The sequence below is a fragment of the Rhodothermaceae bacterium genome, assembly GCA_009838195.1.
GTDB lineage: Bacteria > Bacteroidota > Rhodothermia > Rhodothermales > Bin80 > Bin80.
In genome coordinates, this window is record VXSC01000047.1 from 90509 (window position 1) to 110597 (window position 20089).

The 20089-nt window shown below is 51.2% G+C and carries 8 protein-coding genes; 2 read left to right on the forward strand and 6 right to left on the reverse strand.

Annotated features, from left to right (window positions below):
• Positions 1-6: 6 nt before the first annotated feature.
• The 4 genes from F4Y64_10865 to F4Y64_10880 all read right to left on the reverse strand — a co-directional run bounded on the left by F4Y64_10865 (position 7) and on the right by F4Y64_10880 (position 9876).
• Positions 7-2088, reverse strand: coding sequence for a T9SS type A sorting domain-containing protein (locus tag F4Y64_10865; GenBank protein ID MXX98100.1), 2082 nt, complete (start codon positions 2086-2088; stop codon positions 7-9).
• A 74-nt stretch (positions 2089-2162) separates the two neighbouring features.
• On the reverse strand, positions 2163-3203 hold the full coding sequence (locus tag F4Y64_10870) for a UPF0164 family protein (protein MXX98101.1): 1041 nt from the start codon (positions 3201-3203) through the stop codon (positions 2163-2165).
• Positions 3203-7033: a hypothetical protein gene (locus F4Y64_10875; protein ID MXX98102.1), complete on the reverse strand. Its 3831-nt coding sequence runs from the start codon at positions 7031-7033 to the stop codon at positions 3203-3205. Before F4Y64_10875 ends, F4Y64_10870 begins: the two co-directional genes overlap by 1 nt.
• Entirely contained in the window at positions 7033-9876 is a 2844-nt protein-coding gene (locus F4Y64_10880; GenBank protein ID MXX98103.1) for a TonB-dependent receptor, read from the reverse strand. The genes F4Y64_10875 and F4Y64_10880 overlap by 1 nt, the downstream gene beginning before the upstream one ends.
• A gap of 763 nt (positions 9877-10639) precedes the next feature.
• Here F4Y64_10880 and F4Y64_10885 point away from each other — a divergent pair.
• Positions 10640-11926: an ATP-binding protein gene (locus F4Y64_10885; GenBank protein MXX98104.1), complete on the forward strand. Its 1287-nt coding sequence runs from the start codon at positions 10640-10642 to the stop codon at positions 11924-11926.
• Positions 11923-16107, forward strand: coding sequence for a hypothetical protein (locus F4Y64_10890; GenBank protein MXX98105.1), 4185 nt, complete (start codon positions 11923-11925; stop codon positions 16105-16107). Before F4Y64_10885 ends, F4Y64_10890 begins: the two co-directional genes overlap by 4 nt.
• 407 nt (positions 16108-16514) lie before the next feature.
• Here the strand turns inward: F4Y64_10890 and F4Y64_10895 are convergent, their stop codons facing one another.
• The gene (locus tag F4Y64_10895) at positions 16515-18110 is read right to left on the reverse strand and encodes a hypothetical protein (protein ID MXX98106.1); all 1596 of its coding nucleotides are present in this window, start codon (positions 18108-18110) and stop codon (positions 16515-16517) included.
• A 650-nt stretch (positions 18111-18760) separates the two neighbouring features.
• Positions 18761-20023 carry an exo-alpha-sialidase gene (locus F4Y64_10900; protein MXX98107.1) on the reverse strand — a complete coding sequence of 421 codons (1263 nt, stop codon included), beginning with the start codon at positions 20021-20023 and terminating at the stop codon, positions 18761-18763.
• Positions 20024-20089: the final 66 nt, after the last annotated feature.

Below are 20089 nucleotides of genomic sequence, written 5' to 3' on the forward strand. Positions count from 1 at the left end.
ATACAACTACTTCACCAACGTCATTCGCTTCGTGACCGAATAATCGGGCGTCTGCAAACGATAGATGTAAACCCCACTGGCCAACTGCGAGGCATCAAAAGTGACCGAATAGTTTGCAGCCTGAAGCGTACCATCTACTAGAGTAGCGACACGTCGTCCCAGAAGATCATACACATGTAATTGAGTATTTGCCTGGCGGGTCAATCCAAACTCGATCACGGTCGTCGGATTGAACGGGTTGGGGTAATTCGACCCAAGCCAAATCTCTTCCGGTAGTTCTGTACTCTGCTCAATAGATGTCGAAATATGTGGATTCTCCTCGTGTGGGAGTGGGCCGGGGGTAAGCTTAAATGTGTGCATCGGCAACTCATATGTTGCCGGATACGACCCGTCACTGTTCTGTGGAATGAAGTGGACTCGATTGCGCCCTGGCTCACGGGTATCCGTACCCGTTTCCTGAACGCTCGTGCTTCTGTTACCATACATATAGCGATAGGTCATGATGTTATATGATGGGCCATTGACCGTGTAACTACCTGTATATGTCCCGTCTCCATCATCATCAGTAAGCAGGAGTGTATCCCAAAGGGGAAGAGTATGAAGCATCGTCCTGTCCGCAGCCTCTACCCCCTGCGAAAATGCCCAAATCGGATCTCCCAGATGGATCGATACAGAGTCTGTGCCAGGCACAAACGGTTGAGCTTCATTATCCAATGCTTCCTGCATTGTCAGCGAAAACATCACCTCCACGGATGTGCCGGGAAGCATGACGTTGTTTGGCGTCACATCGTTGAAGTATGCCAAACCCAGTCGCTGCTGGCCTCCCATATACTCAAATTGCCGGTTAACCCCTGTGCGATGTCCTTCCTCCCAGCCACTCGGTGGTTCAGTTCCAAGGGCCTGCATGAACGTATCATCATTAAAGTCCAAAAAGTACTTATACCCCTGTGTTACTCCCGCCAAGAGCTCCAAGGCAACCGGAGCCTGGAAGATCGTACCGCCAGGTTCCTTGAACATGAAGCAGTTATCTGGATTCTCTGTGCGGCAATTCTGCCATCCGTTAAAGTCTCCGAAGACCCAAAGCGTATCACCACGTGCCTGATCAAAGAGCCCAATCGTTTCAAAGGCACTTAGGTCCACACCAAAAACGACCTGACCCTCTACGGGTACACGGGAAGTGGGCGCCGTATTTCCAAAATACACCCAATGAAGGGTCGTATCCGCGCTGGGCACGCTGAACGTACGGTTGTCGATTCCATCTTCCCATCCAACCGACTCTCCATGGCCCAGGACAAACTTATACTGCTGCTCCATCCCAGCCAATGAAGCAGGATAATATGCTACTCCAGAATAAATATTGTATCCAGCTGCATTGTCCTCCATAGACTCGCGATTGAGTACCACTTTGGTGTCCCCCCAATCAAGTGGGCCAACCAAGGTCGAGTCATTTGCATCTACCATAGGGCCGCCCCGAACTCCAACGATCTGGTCGGGAGCATTCATCATGGGATCATATCCGTCGCCTGTTGCTTCCGAGCCAAACATCGCAACCCGGTACCACACAGCGATCGAGTCCGTTTTGGCTTCCCAGGGCATCCAGTTGTAGCCCTCATCACGACGCCCAGAGGCTCCGTGCCAATTTGCCTGCCCTTGGAAGAAGTGCAATCCCAAATCCACATCACCTTCCCCGGGGACGATAAATGGATTTGGATCCGCCTCCCATCCATTTAATCCCGCATCCTGCAACTGCTGAGAATAGAATTTATGCTGAAGGCTATCGCCCTCCGCAATCTGAAACGTGATGTTCCAGTAATCACTGTCCTGACCATCAGCGCCTTTTTCATTCACGAGTTCAAGCGTACTCTCTGCGCCCCAAGCAATGATATTGCCATCCACCAACGTGTCCGGCGCTACATTGCCTCCCGCGCCGCCTGCGCCACGGACTTCAATTAATCCCATCCCGATTGTCGTATCCGGGACGGAAGCCATATTTAACCGCATGGTAACGGTGCGCTGAGCCTGTGCCTCAGTTATAAAAAACATGCCGCAAATCAGCAGGCATGCTGGAAAAAGTATCTTTTTTATCATGGGATGTACCCAAAGGTTTGATGAATTTTGCGTTAAGGTTCGGTGAACCCGCGTAAATATACTGTAAATTCTTCTTAAAACAATAACGCCATAGAGATGCGATTAACATCATTGAAGTAGCGTTGTCTTTCGTAAGCATAGTCCATTACAATACCTACAGCACTAAAATCATACCTGAGGCCAGCCCCCAAAGAGAGTGACCGGATGCTATCCTCCAGAAACAGTTCACTATATCCTGCCCGGACCGTAACCAAGTCTCCCAGAAGACCAAGCTCTGCCCCCAGGTTTGCAAACTGATTGCTGTTGTTCGGGCTGAGTACGTCCACCGCAATGGTAACCCGGACCTGCTCGGTCTCAATCAACTCCCCCGCCAAACCAATCCGCATAATCAAAGGCAGGTTATAGGAGTCTACTCTGAGATAGGCCCGATTACTTTCATTATTGCCCCGGTTCACCGGATCAATATCTGCAACGACCAATAGATCATCCCCCGCCATCTCCATCTTGGTGCCAAAGTTGGAAATCGAAGCCCCCAATCGGATTCCCCTGAACGGAGTCACAAACACCGTCCCGAGATCCAATGCCAACCCGCGAGCCTGTGAATGCCAAATCTGTTCGGTAATGATCTTCGCGGATGCCCCGAATGCAAACCGCTCCGTAAGACTCTTCCCCCAGGAAAGGGTGAAGGCATATGAGGATGCATCAAACGTCTCTCCCGTCCCTTCCTGATCCTCTACGGTCGTCACCCGCATATCCGGGGTCCCCATTGCCGTAACGGCGGCTCCGAGTGTACCGAACCTGGTCGGGAAGGCAGCGGCGGCATAATTGAAGTTGATTTCCGCTAGCCAGGTGGCATGCTCGGCAGCGACCGATGAACGTGTTAAGAGCCCCAATCCAGCCGGATTCCAGTACATGGCCGTAACATCGGCAGTCAGTGCAGTAACCGCTCCACCCATCCCGGTTGCTCTGGCACCAACCGGGATACTCAGAAATTCGGCTGCAGTCGTCCCCTTTCGGGTCACCTCCCTGGTCTCATTTGCAAACTGGGCATATGCGACCGTTTCTATGGAGCACATCCAAAAGAGAATCACCCATAAGTAGACGGACTTCTCCATTATTTGATGATGGCAAACGTGCCTGTAGTCTCACCCAACGTGGGGGCTTCCACGTGATACAGATAGACCCCATAAGACACGGTCAAGGCATCCGAACTCTGCAGATCCCAACGAATGGTTCCGTTCATTAATGCACTCGCTGGATCATTAACTCCTTCATTCAAATGCAATGTCCGAATCAGTCGCCCGCTCACGTTGAAGATGCGAAGCGTACATTCTGGAGGCAGATTGATGAATTGGATTGCACGCTCTCCTCGTCCTGTTGAGAATGCATTCAGTTGTTCAAACCGGTTCGTTGCCACATAAGGATTGGGAACAACCCGAATTCGAGAAAGCAGCGAGTCGGGATTATTCGTGGATGTAGAGGGAGCAAAGGTCGTGAATTCGAATACATCCGACGCCAAAAATGGCTTTCGCGTAATGATTGTCGCTACATCCCCTTCGGATGGATTTGCCCCACCCTCTACAGTGAAATTCATCCCAATGCGCCAGGTAAGCTGGGGCGCACCGCGATTCCCTACAAGCGACTCATGAATTATAATCAGGTCAGACTCTCGCCGCTCGCGATCTGCACTGAAGGTGGCCGGTGTGGTCGCGGTCGCACCAACAAAGTCGTCCCCTGTCAAATCCCAGAATGCATAGTCCACCTCCACTTTCAGGGTCCCACCAGCCCCATCAGGATCCAGCCGATACACGCGAACATTCGTAGGCCGTTCTGGAAGCGTGCGAAAGAACGATACATCCAGTGCTGTTGACCGCCCCTCGCTGGGACCAACCACTTCAACCTGATAATCCGCCGGATTGCGCTGACCACTGGTGAACCCCGGAGATATGTATGGATCCAGAACGACTGGAAAAACTGCATCATTATCCCAGCCGCTGACCGAAGAATTGATCCTCACCAGCGATTCGCCAAAAAACTGGAGGCTAAAGCCAATAGGGGTCCCATAGTCATTTAGAGTTGGAAATTCTGAATCGACCCTCCATGCATCCGAGTCGCGGATCAAAATTCGATTCTCATCAAGATCCGTCAGTGTAAAGGTACTGGTCGTGATTGTATCCTGCGCAAACCGCCCTCCTGACATCAACGTATCTGTGAACGAAATCTGATATCGAGCACCTTCTCGGATTGCACGAGGATCAATAATCGTATAGCCAATCCGGCTGGAAGTAGATCCCTGGACGCGCGGCAAATGGCCGTTGGTGTTTTCCAGAATTGCCTCTTGGTATCCGGCTACAGGCGCCGTAGGTGCTGCTACAACAACATTGCGCCCGGTCTCAATCGTCCCGTCTGCAAGGCGCCGAATTCTTACGGGCGTCTCCGTCGGAGAGATATTTGCAGAAGCTGCTCCATAGTCATAGGCAGTTACGGCATAGTAGTAGGTGACTCCATTGGTGACCGTTGAATCCACGTAGGAATGCGCCAAACCATTACTCCCCTCGCCGGGACTCACCCGGTCATCTCCCATATAGAAACTAACCCCATTGATAGAGACTGGATGGAATCCCCCGATGCCATCAATCAGATCAAACTGAGCAATGGGTTTGCGGAATGTCAGATTGCCGCGGCCATCCGTAATCTGAAGGGCATCCAAAAAGGCGGGATCCGTTGCTCGATACACTCGATAGCCCTCAAAATCCTTTGAGGGTAGTCCGAGCGAGCGTAAAAAGTCATCATCCGATTCTTCGGATTTCGAATCCCAGTACAGGGTCACACGGCCATCCCCTTCCACCGCCCACACCTCGGGCGTAATGGGGGCCTGTGCAAACTGGTAGTCTTCCTGATATGCATCCAGGGCATTGTCGCGCGCTGCAAGCACTTCCTCCTGGCCAATTCCAAGCTGCACCGAAATCGAGATCCGCTCGGTCTGTCCCGCCTTCAATGGAAACAGCCCACTGGAAACCGTCAAATCATTATCTCCCGGATCCGGCTGCTCTGTATCAAATTCACCCGGAAGCAGATACGTGAAGAACATGAATCGGTCACTTGCACTCCCGATCGCCAGAGTATTGGCACCAAAGAGGCGCACATTCGTGATTCCGATCTGATCGGACTCGCTCACATCCGTCACATCAATATTTTTCTCTCCAGGGAAGTTGGTTCCTGCCCCTGAGGTGGGCTGACCATCTCCATCTCCAAAGTCTCCGCTGAATTCAATTCCGTCAAGCCCCGTGTCGTTCTGAAGAAGGATCCAGTCCTGATCATTATCAATCCCATCGGCCCGGCTCTCATCAATCATTTCGTCCGTCCCTTCATCAATTCCTTCATCTATGGCGCCATCTTCATCATTGTCCAGGCCATCCGCGTAGGCTTTTCCAAGGTCTTCTGGACCAAGGTCATAGAGCAGGATCCCTGCCTCCTCGATCAGGTAGCGCCCGTATGGATCGGATGCCGCGGCATTGATCATTTCCTGCGTCACTAGCGGAGATCCGGGCTCACTGAGGTAAGGATAGGCCGAAGACGGCTGAACATGAGAGTCATCATTATCAATGTTGTCTCGAAACGGCAGCCCAACGGTTTCCTGGGTCACATTGATGAGATGAACCACGGGACGACCTCCCACTTGTTGCATGGGGTCACTTCGAGGGTTTGGGGGCCAACGGAGCCATTGATCTGACGAAGCAGCCAAGACCATCTCCTGCGTCACCAGCGGCGCCCCCTGTTCTCCATCATTATCGTTGTCAATGTAGTCTGCATATCCGACCCCCCGCTGGGTCCCAAAGGGCACATGCACCGAGCTTTCATCAATCAGACCATTCCCATTGTCATCAATCCCGTTCGACGGCAGTTCCCCCACTAAAAATGCCTCAGGAACGACTGGGCTGTTGCATTCCCCATTGTTGGCCGGACATTCATCAGAAACAGAGCCATCCCCATCGTTATCAATGCGATCGGTCGCATTGCCCGGGGTTTCGAGTAATGCAATTCCAACCGTACCTGCTGGATCGGTGCCAAAATTCTGATCTCCGATCCCGTCTTCATCGGTCATGAAGGCCACGTCTTCCAACAGATCAAAGAAGATGATATCGTCCCCGCAGTCTCCTGCAACGCAATCTGCCAACCAGATGGCCATCCCCACCTTATCCAGATCCTCTGTGCCATCATTCTTTACACCGTAGATCATAAAGATGATATCATCCACGAGAATCTGGGTCCATGCCATAATCCGGGTTTCAATGACAAGACCAAGCCCGTGACGACTCGGATCCGTCGCATCGGGGGAGTAGGTGCCTCGGTAACGATCATACTGATCATCCCCGGCTTTAAAAAAGAATTCTTGATCCGCGTTGTAAATATCTCGTCCAAAAAACCCATTCCAAGAGCCGCTCCACCCTGGGTCTCCAGGATCCTCGAGCTTATCCGGCCAGAATGGAGGCCAACTGCTGGGTTCATCGCTCTGGGCAATACCATACTCACTTCCTGCAGGATTCACGTACCCGCCAACGGGCTCAAACGTCCAGGAAGCAGACCCGCCCGTATTGTTGCCACGAAAGTCGGATACATCTAGAATCCACACGGTTTCTCCCGCATCCGGGCCATCATTTGCGGTGGTTTCTGCTCCCACCCAGAACTGCGTCAACGCCACATATCGACGATTGGTATTCTTGGGCCATTCGTACCAGAAATCTCCTGGTGTCCCGCTTTGCGCGGTCTGTGTCCAGTTTGTAATGGTCGCCCGGATATTATTTCCATCAATGTCATCCCGGCGCCGCTCAAGTGGATCTACGCGCTCTTTGCTTGGCACATGATTTCGATCGATGACTCCTTGGGCCTGTACCTGGACCCCTCCTAACGCGATCAAACCCACTACGAAAAATCCTCGCATCATCAAAACTGCACCTTTATGCCAGCGTGAATACGCCGAGGTTCCGAGTAGTGGTTGGGACGTGTAAAGTATCCATGGTCCGCCGACTGGATCGGTGCAGAAAACGTCACACCGGGTAGGCCGGTATCCCCGTAGACCGAAAGCGCATTGCGACGATCCAGAAGATTGAATACATGTAAGAATACGCGAGGGCGAACCGGCCCGATCGTGAATTCACGATAAAGATCAAGATCGATCTGATAGGTACTGGGCTGGCGCCGTGCATGGGTTGGAAATTCCGGCTGTACATCCGGTCCAGCCAGCGCCGCCTCTTCAAAACTGGGGGTATATGGGAATCCCGATCCCCAAACCATCAGAGCAGATGCTCCCCAGTTTTGTCCACCTACAAAGATGGATCCGGCAACTTTGTGCCGCTGATCCCAACCCAGCGGTAACAAGGCCAGTCGCGGCTCCTCTTGGTTGCCCGCGGCGAAAAATTCTTCGGTTGGATCCGAATTCGATCCCTCAACTACCTGATAGGTATAGTTTACATCGAAGCCGTAATTGTTTTCGAAGGCACGTGAGAGTGCGAGGGTAAACCCTCGTGTATTCGCGTAGTCACGGTTCGCATAGACCACATAGGTTACGCCCGGCAGCTCTGTTTCGATCAGCCGAGAAGTGGATACCCAGCTCCGTACATCACGATTATAGGCCGTTGCCTTGATGACCACGGTTCCGATGGCCTGTTTCAACCCGACCTCATACATCACCGTACGCTGTGCGTCCAGATCGGGATTTCCAAATGGTCCATACCTTCCGGTTTGGCGGGGGATCTTGTACCCAAAGTTTTCGAAGAGCCGGTTCAGCGTTGGGATCTGCAGGAAATGCCCCCATGAAAAGTGAATGACCCCTTCTTCTGTGACCGGATAGGCAACCCCCAGTCGTGGAGAAAACTGAAGCTTCGGCGTTGATGATGTCCACCAGTAAGCCTGCCGCTCCTCGTGCGTGATTCGATTTCCATCACCTTCCTCATCCTCAGTAATCACCCCGTCCCCATTCGTGTCCCGATACAGGTTAATCTTTTTGAATGGATTGAAAATATTTGGATCTTGGGGATCTGCCGGCACCTCAGCCCGCGCATCAAAATAATCCATACGCAGCCCCGCATTCACGATAAAGCTCTCATACTCAATCTTATCCTGCAGATAGGCGCTGAACGTAATTGGGGATACATCATCAAACCGGCGATAGGCAAAGGACTCGGCCGCAGGGACGGCGGGTTGAAAGGGTTCTATGACCTGTCCGGTTTCGGAGATCGCCGGTACGATGCCATAATCTTCAAACTGCAACTGATCCAGCCGGGCCTCAAATCCAGCCTTGACCAAATGAAACCGGCTTATTTGACTGGTGAAGTCTCCTTTTACGAAATAACTTCGGGTTTTTCGATTAAAGCGGCCAAGGTCCACCCCGCCACGAGCGAACTGATTCCCACCCGCATTTACCTGCTCCCACACCCCAGGAGAGATCTCGACGGAATCCGGGGGAGTGATCGTAAAATCGTTGTATCTGGCATCGGAAATATCAGCAAATCGGTAGCGTTCGGCCTTTTTTTCAAAGGTTGCGATATTGAGCGTATAGAAGGTCTTTGCATTGATCAGATGAGTATACTTTAGCTTCAGATCAATGCCCTGATCGTAGATCTGGGGGACTCCGAACGGGGCCCAGCGATAATACTGATAGCGCCCTCCCAGATCATTCCCCTCTGAATTGGATCCAAGCCCAATCAGGTTCACGAATATGTTATTGCGCAGTTGAATACGCAAGTTGGCCTGCCAGCTCAGCTTTTCCCACGTGTTCATCGGAACCAGTGATGAATCCGCACCCGTTCCGTCAATATTATACAGGTGAGCTCCGTAAAGCCATCCATCGTTGGCAAAGTAACGGGCATTGGCATACAGTGTAACGCGATCCTTCAGGACCGGCCCTTCAATGGACGCATTCAAATTATTGTAGTGGGTGGGAGAAAAGGGAAGGTACGAGTACACATCCACCTGGTCGTATGGGAAGCCCTGGGTTAACTCATCCTGCCGAGTTCCCTTCAGGAGCGCATCTGCATCTCCCTGTTGGACCAAGTATGTCCCTGTATATGCTTCGACAGAACCTCCAAAGCGGTCATTGCGCCCTTCTTTGGTGACGACATTGATGACTCCGCTCATTGCATTGCCATACTCGGCATTGAACGTGCCACTGATGACCTGCAACTCCTGTATTCCCTCATTCTCTAATTGGAGAGCAGTAGATCCATCGTAGGTATCCGTGACTGGCACTCCGTCCACCATCACGATGACCTCACTGCTTCGTCCACCCCGAATATGAAATCCTCCGCGCTCGGTGACACCAGCCTGAACGCTGAGGACCTGTCCTAATTCCTGCACAGGCAGGCGGTCAATCGTTTCAGCGGTAATCCGGGCTTCACTGCTTGTCACATCTTTACGAACTCGGATTGCCTCAGCTCTTACGACAACTTCCTCGCCTTCGATAACCTGCTCCTGCAGAGTAAAATCAACCTCTGTAGTCAGATCTACACTGACCCGCACCCCTTCGCTGCGCTGCGTGGTAAATCCCACAAAAGAGGCTACTAACGTATAGATCCCGGGCCGTACCCCGATGACTACGTATCTCCCTTCTATGTCCGTAACTCCCCCCTGAGTCGTTCCGTCAATGACCACGTTCACTCCTGGTAGCGGCTCCCCATTGCTGCCGTCTAGCACCAATCCCGTGAGCTTGCCAGTGGTCTGAGCCTGGATCGGAAGTACGACCAGAAACAGTGCACCAACCAATAGCCAGGTCCAATACCTGTACCCCATTCTCTTAGGTGGACAGCAATTCCTTTGAGATGTACTCACCATAATGGATCAGGCGATATTCCCGCGGCTTTTCTTTACGAAAAACTCAATTTACAAAATCGCTCTGTCTCTGCAAACATTTTATTCAGAGTGGAAATTGGGTTCACATTGAAAACAGCCCTACTCAACGGATGTATTCATACCGGATGGTTTGTGGATTTCATACGTACAGATTGACCAGAAAAGGGATGCTGGGCATTTCGGAGCTATAGAGAAACAATCGACCACAAAACCTTCCGGAATCTGCGATCAAACCACTGATATACGAATCCCTCGGCCATTTATCGTAGTCTTGTTCATTTACCCTTTTCTACCAACTGAACCACTTTCCCCCACCGTAACTTTTCCATTTCATTCTAATGGACTTCTTTCTAACGTTCAATATCACTGCTACTCACACATTGAGTACTAGGTTAGAAGCTCACCTGTAGAGTTCATTTCCAGCATCCAATTACAGCCGCGCCGCACCACACTGTCGAAACAGCTTGAATCTTCAAACGAGTGAAACCATTGGATTTTGAGCGATTCGATACGTCAGATACTCATGGGATATAGTGCGGATATGAACGAGCGGAAAGGAGTCAGTCATAATCTCCTTGCCTCACCGATGAAGCCAGCCTCTAGACATAATTGAGTTGTAGTAACGCGGTTCTCTGGCAGGTAAGGGAACCATACAAATTGAAAAAAGTACTATATTGAAAGTTTTACTCACGATAGTACTTTCATGAAGATTGCAGAATTTGAACGCCCACACGTTCATCGTATCGTCGAACGGGTATCACGAGTTTCACACACGCGCATCGTCGCCATCACTGGTCCTCGACAGGTTGGTAAAACAACGATTGCCCTTCAAGTACGTCAGAGATTGCTTGAATCAAAAATCCCATGCTGGTACATACCTATGGACGGCATAGATTCCGGTGAGTCTGACTGGTCTGGAATACAGGAGACCAGTAGTAACATACGAACTGGGTCCCCCGCCGATGGACAGGTCCTCGTTGAAATATGGAAGCGAGCCCGCCAGGCTTCTCTGGACTCAGAGCAAGGCTTAGTGTTATTTCTGGACGAAATACAAGTCGTTCCGCGCTGGTCAAACATCATGAAGGGCCTCTGGGATGCAGACCGCAGGAGGGAATATCCTCTACGTGTGGTGATCTTAGGGTCGGCCGCATGGCGGATGCTCATTGGGCGCAATGAGAGCCTTGTTGGTCGTTTTGACTCCATACGGGTGACTCATTGGACATTCCAGGAAATGACACGGGTATTCGGGTTGGCGGTTGATGAATTTATGTTCTTGGGTGGTTACCCCGGTTCCCTCTCCGACAGATCGGGGAGTACAAGACTCGCAGACTGGCGAGATCACGTTGTCGATTCAATTATGGCTCCAATCATTGATCGGGACATCATGGGCCTTTCGCGTATCAGAAAGCCTGCCCTGATGCGCCAATTGATTGATCTGGTACCAAACTATTCCGGGCAGGTCATTTCCTACAGCAAGCTGCTCGGCCAACTCCATGATGCGGGCAACACAACAACGATAGCAAATTATCTAAATCTACTTTCCGACGCAGGTTTAATCATTACTCTCTTCAGATATACGTCAGCCCCACACCTCGGCAGAGCCTCGTCTCCCAAGCTTAATGTACTAAATACGGCACTCATGACAGTTCCATCTGGTTATTCACTCCAGGGTGCCCAGGTCGACCGGTCCTTTTGGGGTCGTGTTGTAGAGAGCGCCGTGGGTGCACATTTATACAATACTCGAGGTACGGTAACCCGAATCCACTTCTGGCGTGATAAGAGTGGTAAGCATGAGGTTGATTTCGTCATCTCGCGTGGCCCTCACCTCGTGGGTGTTGAGGTAAAGAGTGGGAATGTACGGTCACGCCGTGGTCTAGAAGCATTCAAAGATCGCTTTCCCAAAGCCAAAACCATGATTGTGGGTCCAAGCGGCATTCCACTTGATATTTTTTTCTCTCGTACCACCGACGAATGGATTGAGGCACTATGAGTATAATTGTAAAGCGAACCGTCAGCTTAACCGAACCAATAGACAACAGTCACTTTGGGAAAGAAGCCCTGAGATTACGTGATTTTGAGGCTGCCCACGGTTATGTTCTTTTGGGTGAACCAGGGATGGGAAAAAGTACGGAGTTTGATGAGGAAGCTCGCCGAGTTCATGCCGGTACCTCAATCCCTGCACATCAATTTATCAGCCGTAAACCGGAAAATCATCCAAAATGGCGAAAGGGGCCCCTTTTTATTGATGGGCTTGATGAAGTACGTGTCGGGAGCGGGGATCCAAGGGATGCGCTGAACAAAATCATCGAACACCTTGAATCTCTGGGGAAGCCCCAATTTCGTTTATCATGCCGCTCCATCAGTTGGCTGGAACCTGGAGATCGGAAAAGGCTTGCCACAATCTCAGATTCCAAAGAAATACCGGTACTGCTACTAAATCCGCTGACATACGAGGACATTCGGAAGATCGTTTCTGAGCCGAAAGCGAATTCATTTATCCAGCAGGCTCATGATCATAGCATGCAGGCCTTTCTTTTCAATCCTCAGTTACTTGATCTGCTACTGACTTCCGTGGAAGCTGATGGATGGTCCAACAGCCCAAGCAAGACATTTAAGAATGCCTGTAGGACACTTCTACAAGAACAGAACATAGAGTACCGCGACGCTCGCTCATCTAGTCAGCAGCCATCCCACGAGGCAGTTTTAGGCGCAGGTGGTCAGCTTTCAGCACTCATGTTGATTGCAAACAAGGCTGGCTGGTCATACGATTATACTGACGATTCCGAGATTCTCTCTTTGCGAGATGTGGAGACTCAAGACGATGTAACACTACGCGTAGCTTTTGGCTCAGGACTCTTTGAGGGTGGCCTGACATACCGAACTCCAATCCATCGACTCCTGACCGAGTTTTTGGGCGCACGATATCTGCATCAGAAAATCCAGAGTGGCCTGAGTGTTCGGCGTGTCTTTGCTCTTATTATGGGAGATGACGGAGTTCCATTTCCTGACCTCCGTGGACTTACTGCTTGGCTCGCATCCCTCAACCCCCGTGCAAGAGAGACTCTGATTCACACGGATCCCGTTGCCATAGCCTTCAACGGCGACGCGAGTAGCTTCAGCCTTGGGGAACGGCGAGAACTACTCAAAAATCTTGAGCACAGCGTTGATCTCACATCCACTTGGCCCAACGCGGCCGCCCTCGGAGCCTTGGTTGGTAATCAGGGCGCATCTCTCGTCTGGGAATTGACTGGACTGCCCGTACGCTCAGAGAGCAGACAAGTGCTTGTTTATCAACTTCTTCGCGGCATTTCGCAGAGATACTCTGGAGTGGGTGTAGTCACGAGGCTGGGCCCGGAAGCGCAGCTGGAGGTTAGTCGCAAAAACCTGTTGAATATCGTCTACGATCCCAGTTGGCGGGAATATATTCGCTGCGAGGCACTTCGTGCCTTGAACTTGATACTCGTTGAAAAATCCAATCGGGAGATGACCATGGGCAAGCTTCTTTCCGACCTACAGCTAGATCTCTTGCCAGATGAGAAGAATGATCTGAGGGGCACGATATTGGACCTCTTGTATCCGAAAGAACTGCCGCCCCCGGAAGTATGGAATTACCTAATAGACAGAACTGTTGCATACCGACACAACATCTATTTGGAGTTTTGGCATCGCCTCATCGATCGGTCACAAGAAAACCAAATCAGGGAACTGCTTGACTCTCTTTGTGATCATTCTTCCGTGGTAATCCCGAAATTGGCGAATCACAGACTGTCGAGTGTTGTGCCTGGGCTCCTTGCACGAGGGTTGGAACTATTCGGAGATGAACTAGATATTTCAGACTTATATCGCTGGTTCAAGTTGGTCAAATACGACATTCAAACATCTCAACTGGTTTCGATAGACAGTTCGGACCGATCATACAATCGGAATGATGAGGCAAATACAGCGATCCGCAATTGGCTGAGTGAACGCGAGACAATCCGGCGTGCGCTCATTGAGCACGACTTGCTCACGCAGGAATCCAAGATCGCCGGCAGCGGGATGATCGGACTAAAGTTCGTAGGACCAAATGTACCTGCTGGATTTCGTTTGTGGTGTCTTACCCGCGCGGCAGAGCTCTGGAACCCACATCAAATAGCAGCGAAGAGACTCGCATGGTGGTCCATCTCGGTAAAGGGAGGATGGGAAGATCCGTTGCCTGACCACAAAGTGGAGCAGATCGTGTCAAATATACCAGGCTTACGTGAATGGAACCGCAAGCGGCTCAGTAACAAAGACCGACCCGAACAGGATAACACCGAATGGAGCGACAAGCTCGCAAATATACGAGACGCCGACCGGGAAAGGAGGCAAAATGAACTTGAGGCTATACGACAACAAAAATCTGAATTAGCTGCGGGAAATTGCTTACCTCAATTGCTCCACCATCTTGCCTCGATCTACTTCGATGGCCTTGCCACAAAAGGTAAAGATCCTAAGAGTCATTTGGAGTCCCATTTAGAAGGTGATATGAGTCTCGTACGGGCAACGTTGGCAGGATTTCGTAGCATTTTGGATCGGGACGAATTACCTGATCTTGACCAAATTGCACACCTCCACGAAAACAATAAAATGTCATTATTTACGCTGCCATTTCTCGCCGGGATGGAGGAGGAGGAAAATGACAGTATACTTGACAGCCTATCGGAAAGAGCAAGAAGGAGGGCGCTGGGGTTTTACCTTGTTACGGATAGGCCTATCGTTCCGGCTACATCCCGTGGAGAAAATCTTGTAAACCTCTTCACTTATAATGAGAGATACCACCCGCCATGGTACGAAAAGGCTCTTGAACACTATCCAGAGGCTTTAGCTGATTCACTCGTTGCTATTCATAACGCTTGTGTTCGTGCCAAATTACTGCCGAGTAGGTATTTGTATGAGATGGTTGACGACCCGGCATATTTCCGGATCGCACAACTTGCCGTGAAGAGAATGTTCTCGGTTTTTCCAACCAGATGCAATGAGCGACAACTGGAATCACTACGTGTCGTTCTCTGGAGTGCGATTCAGGATCACAGTATGTCCACTGAAGAATTACGCAAGATTGCCCTAAAACGACTGCATCGTAAAAATATGGACATAGCCCAACGAGCCCAGTGGCTTTGTGCAGGAGTATATGCTGCCGGGGATCACTGCCTTGCGCTTCTGGAAGAGTTTCTTTCAGCTGGCCAGGAATCTCGTATACACCGAGTACTCAGTTTCCTTGTACCGGATGGGGGAAAACTTATTCTGCAAAATGTTGAAGATTGGAGTTCCGAAGATATGTCACGGCTCATCCGAGCACTTGGAAAACGGGTGGGGCGCCCCGATTCCCCAGATGGTGCACACTTTCTCAGTAAGGAGGAAATCAGTAGAAACAAATTCGAATCACTCCTTACTCCATGGCTTCAGGAACTTATCAGACGCAGCGACGACAATGCAGGGAAAGCGCTTGCCTCGCTGGCCACCGATCCTAACCTAGCTGCGTGGAAGCGAGAAATTGTGCGGGCTCAGGAGGAACGGAACCAAAATCGCCGCGCAGCCACGCGACCAGATCTCAGCTTGGAACAAGTCCAGAAAGCCCTCCAAGGTGGCCCCCCTGCAAGTGCCGCAGACCTTGCTGCTCTAACAACTGTTGTTCTTGAAAACGAGGCGAAGGATATTCGCAATGGTTCGAGCAATAAATGGCGTCAGTACTGGGATTGGGACCAGAATCCTCGTTGTCCCTCGAAACCAAAACCCGAAAACGATTGCCGCGATGTGCTTTTGTCACATCTGAGACATATTCTCCGAGATTACCAAATCAAGGGAGAATCAGAAGGACAATACGCAGAGGACAAAAGGGCAGATATTCGCATATCGTATGAATCTGATATTGCCATTCCAATTGAAATCAAAAGAAGCCAACACCCTGACATCTGGCGTGGGATTTCTGAGCAACTCGTACCGAAATACACGCGGGACCCACAAGCCGATGGTTACGGGATTTATCTAGTGTTCTGGTTTGGCACCAAATATATTAAAGGAAGTATCCCGAATAACCCGCAAGAATTGAAGAGCCTACTTGAAAAGAAGCTTGATCCGGCTCTCAGGAAAAAAATCCATGTCGTCGTGATTGATGTAAGTCTAAGCGGCCGGTATGCAGAAGAGGATTAATATGCTCTGTAATTGCTCAATCTAGTAAGACGTGAAGGATGAAGTTGATTTCTATGAATCCCGAAGTAGCCATCATCCAACGTTCTTGATTCTGCCCCTCACTGATTTTTTTGTAGCATTAAGAAACTTCTCTGAAATGTAGCCAAACCCATCTTTGCCACTCGGTGGAACAAGTTACTCGTCAAGACACACACTCTTATCTCCGTGAAGTGCCTGGAATTCCATTTGGCCAACCGTACGCTCCCCCATGACCTGTTCCACATCCACGCCAAATGGCCGTCCAAGAAGCTAATGATTCTCTACGGGCCTGACTGTTATGGCCTTCGCCTTTGGAGATGTCGATGTTGGCACAAGCCCGAACTCCGCGCTCCCCCATCACTTGATTTTTCCCTGTTTTTGTTGGAGCCTTAGCCAGTGCTGAGAACCAACGCTTGTAAGACATCCTCATGGATGATCAGCGAATACCTTGAAACCAGCTCCGCATAACGAGCCAAACGGTTTTCCCGCAACTTCTCTTCGCGCAATATTGAGTCTACAATATCACGTGCTTCGATAAACGTTTTCTTTCTGGGTAGGAATTGGGGGCCTACACGGAATCGAATCCAGCCGGTAGAGATTGGATAGGGACCCACCAAAGACCCCTCCTCTGCACTAAAAAGATCTTCAGAAATCTCCCCAAGCATCCCTGCCTCAAAGAGTGCCGGGCCAGAAGGCGAGCTCAACTCACCGACCGCCTGGGCAGCCTCCTGAGAGTCAAAGACCTGCCACGTGAGTTCTATCTGGGCAGGCTGCCGAAACTCCTGAGGAGATGCTGACTCATAGTAGGCGCGAGCTTCGTCTTCGGATATTTCATGATAATCCAGTTGATGCAGATGTTGGACAATGTAGCGATCCATTACGTCTCTCTGCCGCTCCCGATAGGCCAGGGTTAAGCGCAGAGGCGCTGCCTCACGGAGCATGAGTTCACTAGCGATCAAGCCCTGCGTAAACTCGCGTAGATCCGCTTCGCTGCGTACTTGGGCGCGCTGCCGATCCGTCGTAAAGCGGGCATAATCCCGAAATTCTTCGACCGTCCATTGCTCTGGTAGTGCACCAAAATACACGAGTATGCGCGAGTCCAGACCATCTTCCCGAACGGGATTGCCAGGAGTAATCCGCTCAAGCAACTGCGCAACCGTGGGATCTACAAATCTGATCTGGGCATCTTCGACCAATTGCAAAACATAGTTGCGTCGTGCACTTGAACGAGCTTGCCCCAATGCATATGCTTCAAATAGATGGCGTTTTTCCTGAAACTCGGTCTCGGTGATGATCGGTCGTGTGAACCGTTCTTCTACCTTGATAATGAAGTAGCCCTGAGGGGTCCGAACCGGTACAGAAATTTCCCCGATCGGTAGCGTAAATGCTGCATCTTCAAAAGCTAGATCCATCTCATCAAACGTGAATGGTGGCAATAACCCACCTGATTTCTGCAGCTCTGGATCATCAAATACTTCCTGAGCTAGTTCTTCAAAGGACCACCCGTTCAGGAGCAGCTGACGCAGGGAGTCTGCCTCTGCGTATGTTCTCCCATACAGTTGTCGGGCAACGATGGTAGACTGTGCACGTGCATAGAGTTCCCTGATCTGATCCTCATCTACTGTAACAGAGTCCAGGACTCCCTTTTCAATGAAGAGGTCGAGTAGGACCCGCCTTTCTACTCTCTCCAGGTATGTCTGGTAGTGCACTTCCTCTTCAATTCCGTCCTGACGAGCCTCAAACACTGCCAAGCGGGTAGCAGCCATATCTTTGACAAATGCACTCCGCCGCCGCGGGGTATCCTGAACACCAGTGGATAGCAACCATGCGCGATAGCTTTCAATAAACTCACTGGCGGAAACATTCAGGTTTTCCGCAGTTGCTACAAGACTCTCTTGCTCCCCCTGACAACCAACGAGCACAAACAGAATCCCGATGAAAAATCTCGGTTCTAATCTCATTCGCCGTATCAACTGATTGAACATGAGTCAGGGTAATTCTGACATTGTGGTAAGGGATTTTTCAAAGTCTTCTTGTAAGAGCATACCTATTCTACTAATCCTTTAGTGTTAAAGCCTCAAGTTGAAGCTTTGCCTGTGGCTGTCAATCAATATTTTGGCAATCGACTTCGAGATTTGTCGGGGACCAAGTGAGCAACTTTGCCTTCTTCCAAGAGCAAAGAAATTACCTATTTGAATCGATCAGATATTCTCTTGTGTCCCAAGATTTTCAACAATTCTTTACTTGACAGTAGACCACCCATTAGGAGATTAAGGACTCTCAACACGATCGGCTCTTGCCGTGACTCTTGCCTCGACTCTTGCCGTGATTCTGGCTGCGACTCTGGCTGCGACTCTGGCCTCGACTCTGGCTGCGAACGGCGCCGGGTTACCTGACGCTGCAGACCGCCATCGGCGACGCGGCGCATCTGTCTTGAAAGATCTCTTCGATGGGTGTCTACCGGCTGTGGCACGACGGTGGCTGTGTGGTGGGCGTTCTCGCAGCGGGAGCGCCCACCGGTTTGCTCGACACTCAGTGGGCGATAGGAACTACCGGGGCATTAACCGTTTTCTCAGGCCTCGTTCTGGCGGGTGTTATGTACAAGACGCTCCCCAGCGCAGGTGCAGTTTCATAGCTACATACCCCCGGAAAGCATCACAACGGCCGTGCGGATAGACGAAGGTGTTCCGGCTTCGGTCCAAGCGATGTAAACGGCGTTGCCGTTTCGGGCCATCCGAGGAAAACCGCTGGCCCGTGCCACCGAGGTAGTAGCTACCACCGAAGAGGCATCGGGCCTGCCATCGGGGGATACACGACGGACACGGATCTCGGCTCCGCCGTCGGTTTTCTCGATCCAACTGACTACCGCTGAACCGTCCTGCAATAAAATCGTGTCGAGCCGTCCGAGGGGTAAGCCGTCGTCGATCTGAACGGGAGCACTGAACGACCGCCCTTCGTCGGTGGAAAAGCTGAGCTTGATTCGAAGTGTATCCTGAGCGGCTGTAAACCAGGCAATGGCGACCTGTTCACCGGCCGCTGCTATGGCCGGGCCGTTAACCGGGCATCCCCTGATTTGCCACCCATCCTCGTGCACCGTTTGTGGTGCCGACCAAGCACCGTTCTGCCACCTGACAACCGAAATGTCACGTATCTCTTCGTGTGATCGATCTCTGTAGGCCACAACAATTCCGTTGGACGTACGGGCTGCCGAGGTCTGGCAACACTCACAAATGCGTTCATCAAGTAAGGTTTCGCCATAGAGCGTACCGGCATGATCGAGTATAGCAGCGCGCAGTGTCATCGCTCCCCGCGATCCGTGACCATCATGACCTCCCCCCATATTACGTCCGTCGAGCCAAGCAGCAAAGAGTCGACCATCGCTCGAGGGGAGCATCGACACAAAGCCGTGTTCGGTCTGTGTGCCATCCGTATGAGGAATCACAGGCGGGCTCCACGTTTGGCCACCGTCGAGGGATTGGGTCACGTGAACATCATAGGCATAAGTCGCCTTCGCGCTCTTAACCAAATAGTGCGCTGCCAGTGTACCGCCATCTAGCGAAATCAGCGAAGGAAAGTCGGCCCAGTTAACGAACCAGTCCTCTCCTTGAACAATGGTTTTCGGCTCTGACCATCCGTCGTGTTCCAGTTGTGAGAAACGCAGGACATGCCCTCCTTCCGCGTGAGGTTCCACCCAACTCAGCAGTACTACCCCTTCATTGGTGGTATGCAACGTGGGCGTACTACTTCCAGGACCGGCAGGCGAGGCAACGTCCTGAAACGAAATCGAAGCGCCCGCCGCTGTGTCCAAGGAATGTTGTGTGCTTTCGGACGGCGTGCAGCCGTTGCTGACAACGAGCACTCCAGCAAGCAGGAAGGGTAGAAACCGGATCGATGTCATGGGTACAAATACAGATTTAAGAGCGGTTGGCCCTCCCCAAACCGCCTATTCAGAGTCGGCCGAGAA

Coding starts and splice junctions, on each gene's coding strand:
- F4Y64_10865 (MXX98100.1), bottom strand. CDS start 2,088: ATGATAAAAAAGATACTTTTTCCAGCATGCCTGCTGATTTGCGGCATG.
- F4Y64_10870 (MXX98101.1), bottom strand. CDS start 3,203: ATGGAGAAGTCCGTCTACTTATGGGTGATTCTCTTTTGGATGTGCTCC.
- F4Y64_10875 (MXX98102.1), bottom strand. CDS start 7,033: ATGATGCGAGGATTTTTCGTAGTGGGTTTGATCGCGTTAGGAGGGGTC.
- F4Y64_10880 (MXX98103.1), bottom strand. CDS start 9,876: ATGGGGTACAGGTATTGGACCTGGCTATTGGTTGGTGCACTGTTTCTG.
- F4Y64_10885 (MXX98104.1), top strand. CDS start 10,640: ATGAAGATTGCAGAATTTGAACGCCCACACGTTCATCGTATCGTCGAA.
- F4Y64_10890 (MXX98105.1), top strand. CDS start 11,923: ATGAGTATAATTGTAAAGCGAACCGTCAGCTTAACCGAACCAATAGAC.
- F4Y64_10895 (MXX98106.1), bottom strand. CDS start 18,110: ATGTTCAATCAGTTGATACGGCGAATGAGATTAGAACCGAGATTTTTC.
- F4Y64_10900 (MXX98107.1), bottom strand. CDS start 20,023: ATGACATCGATCCGGTTTCTACCCTTCCTGCTTGCTGGAGTGCTCGTT.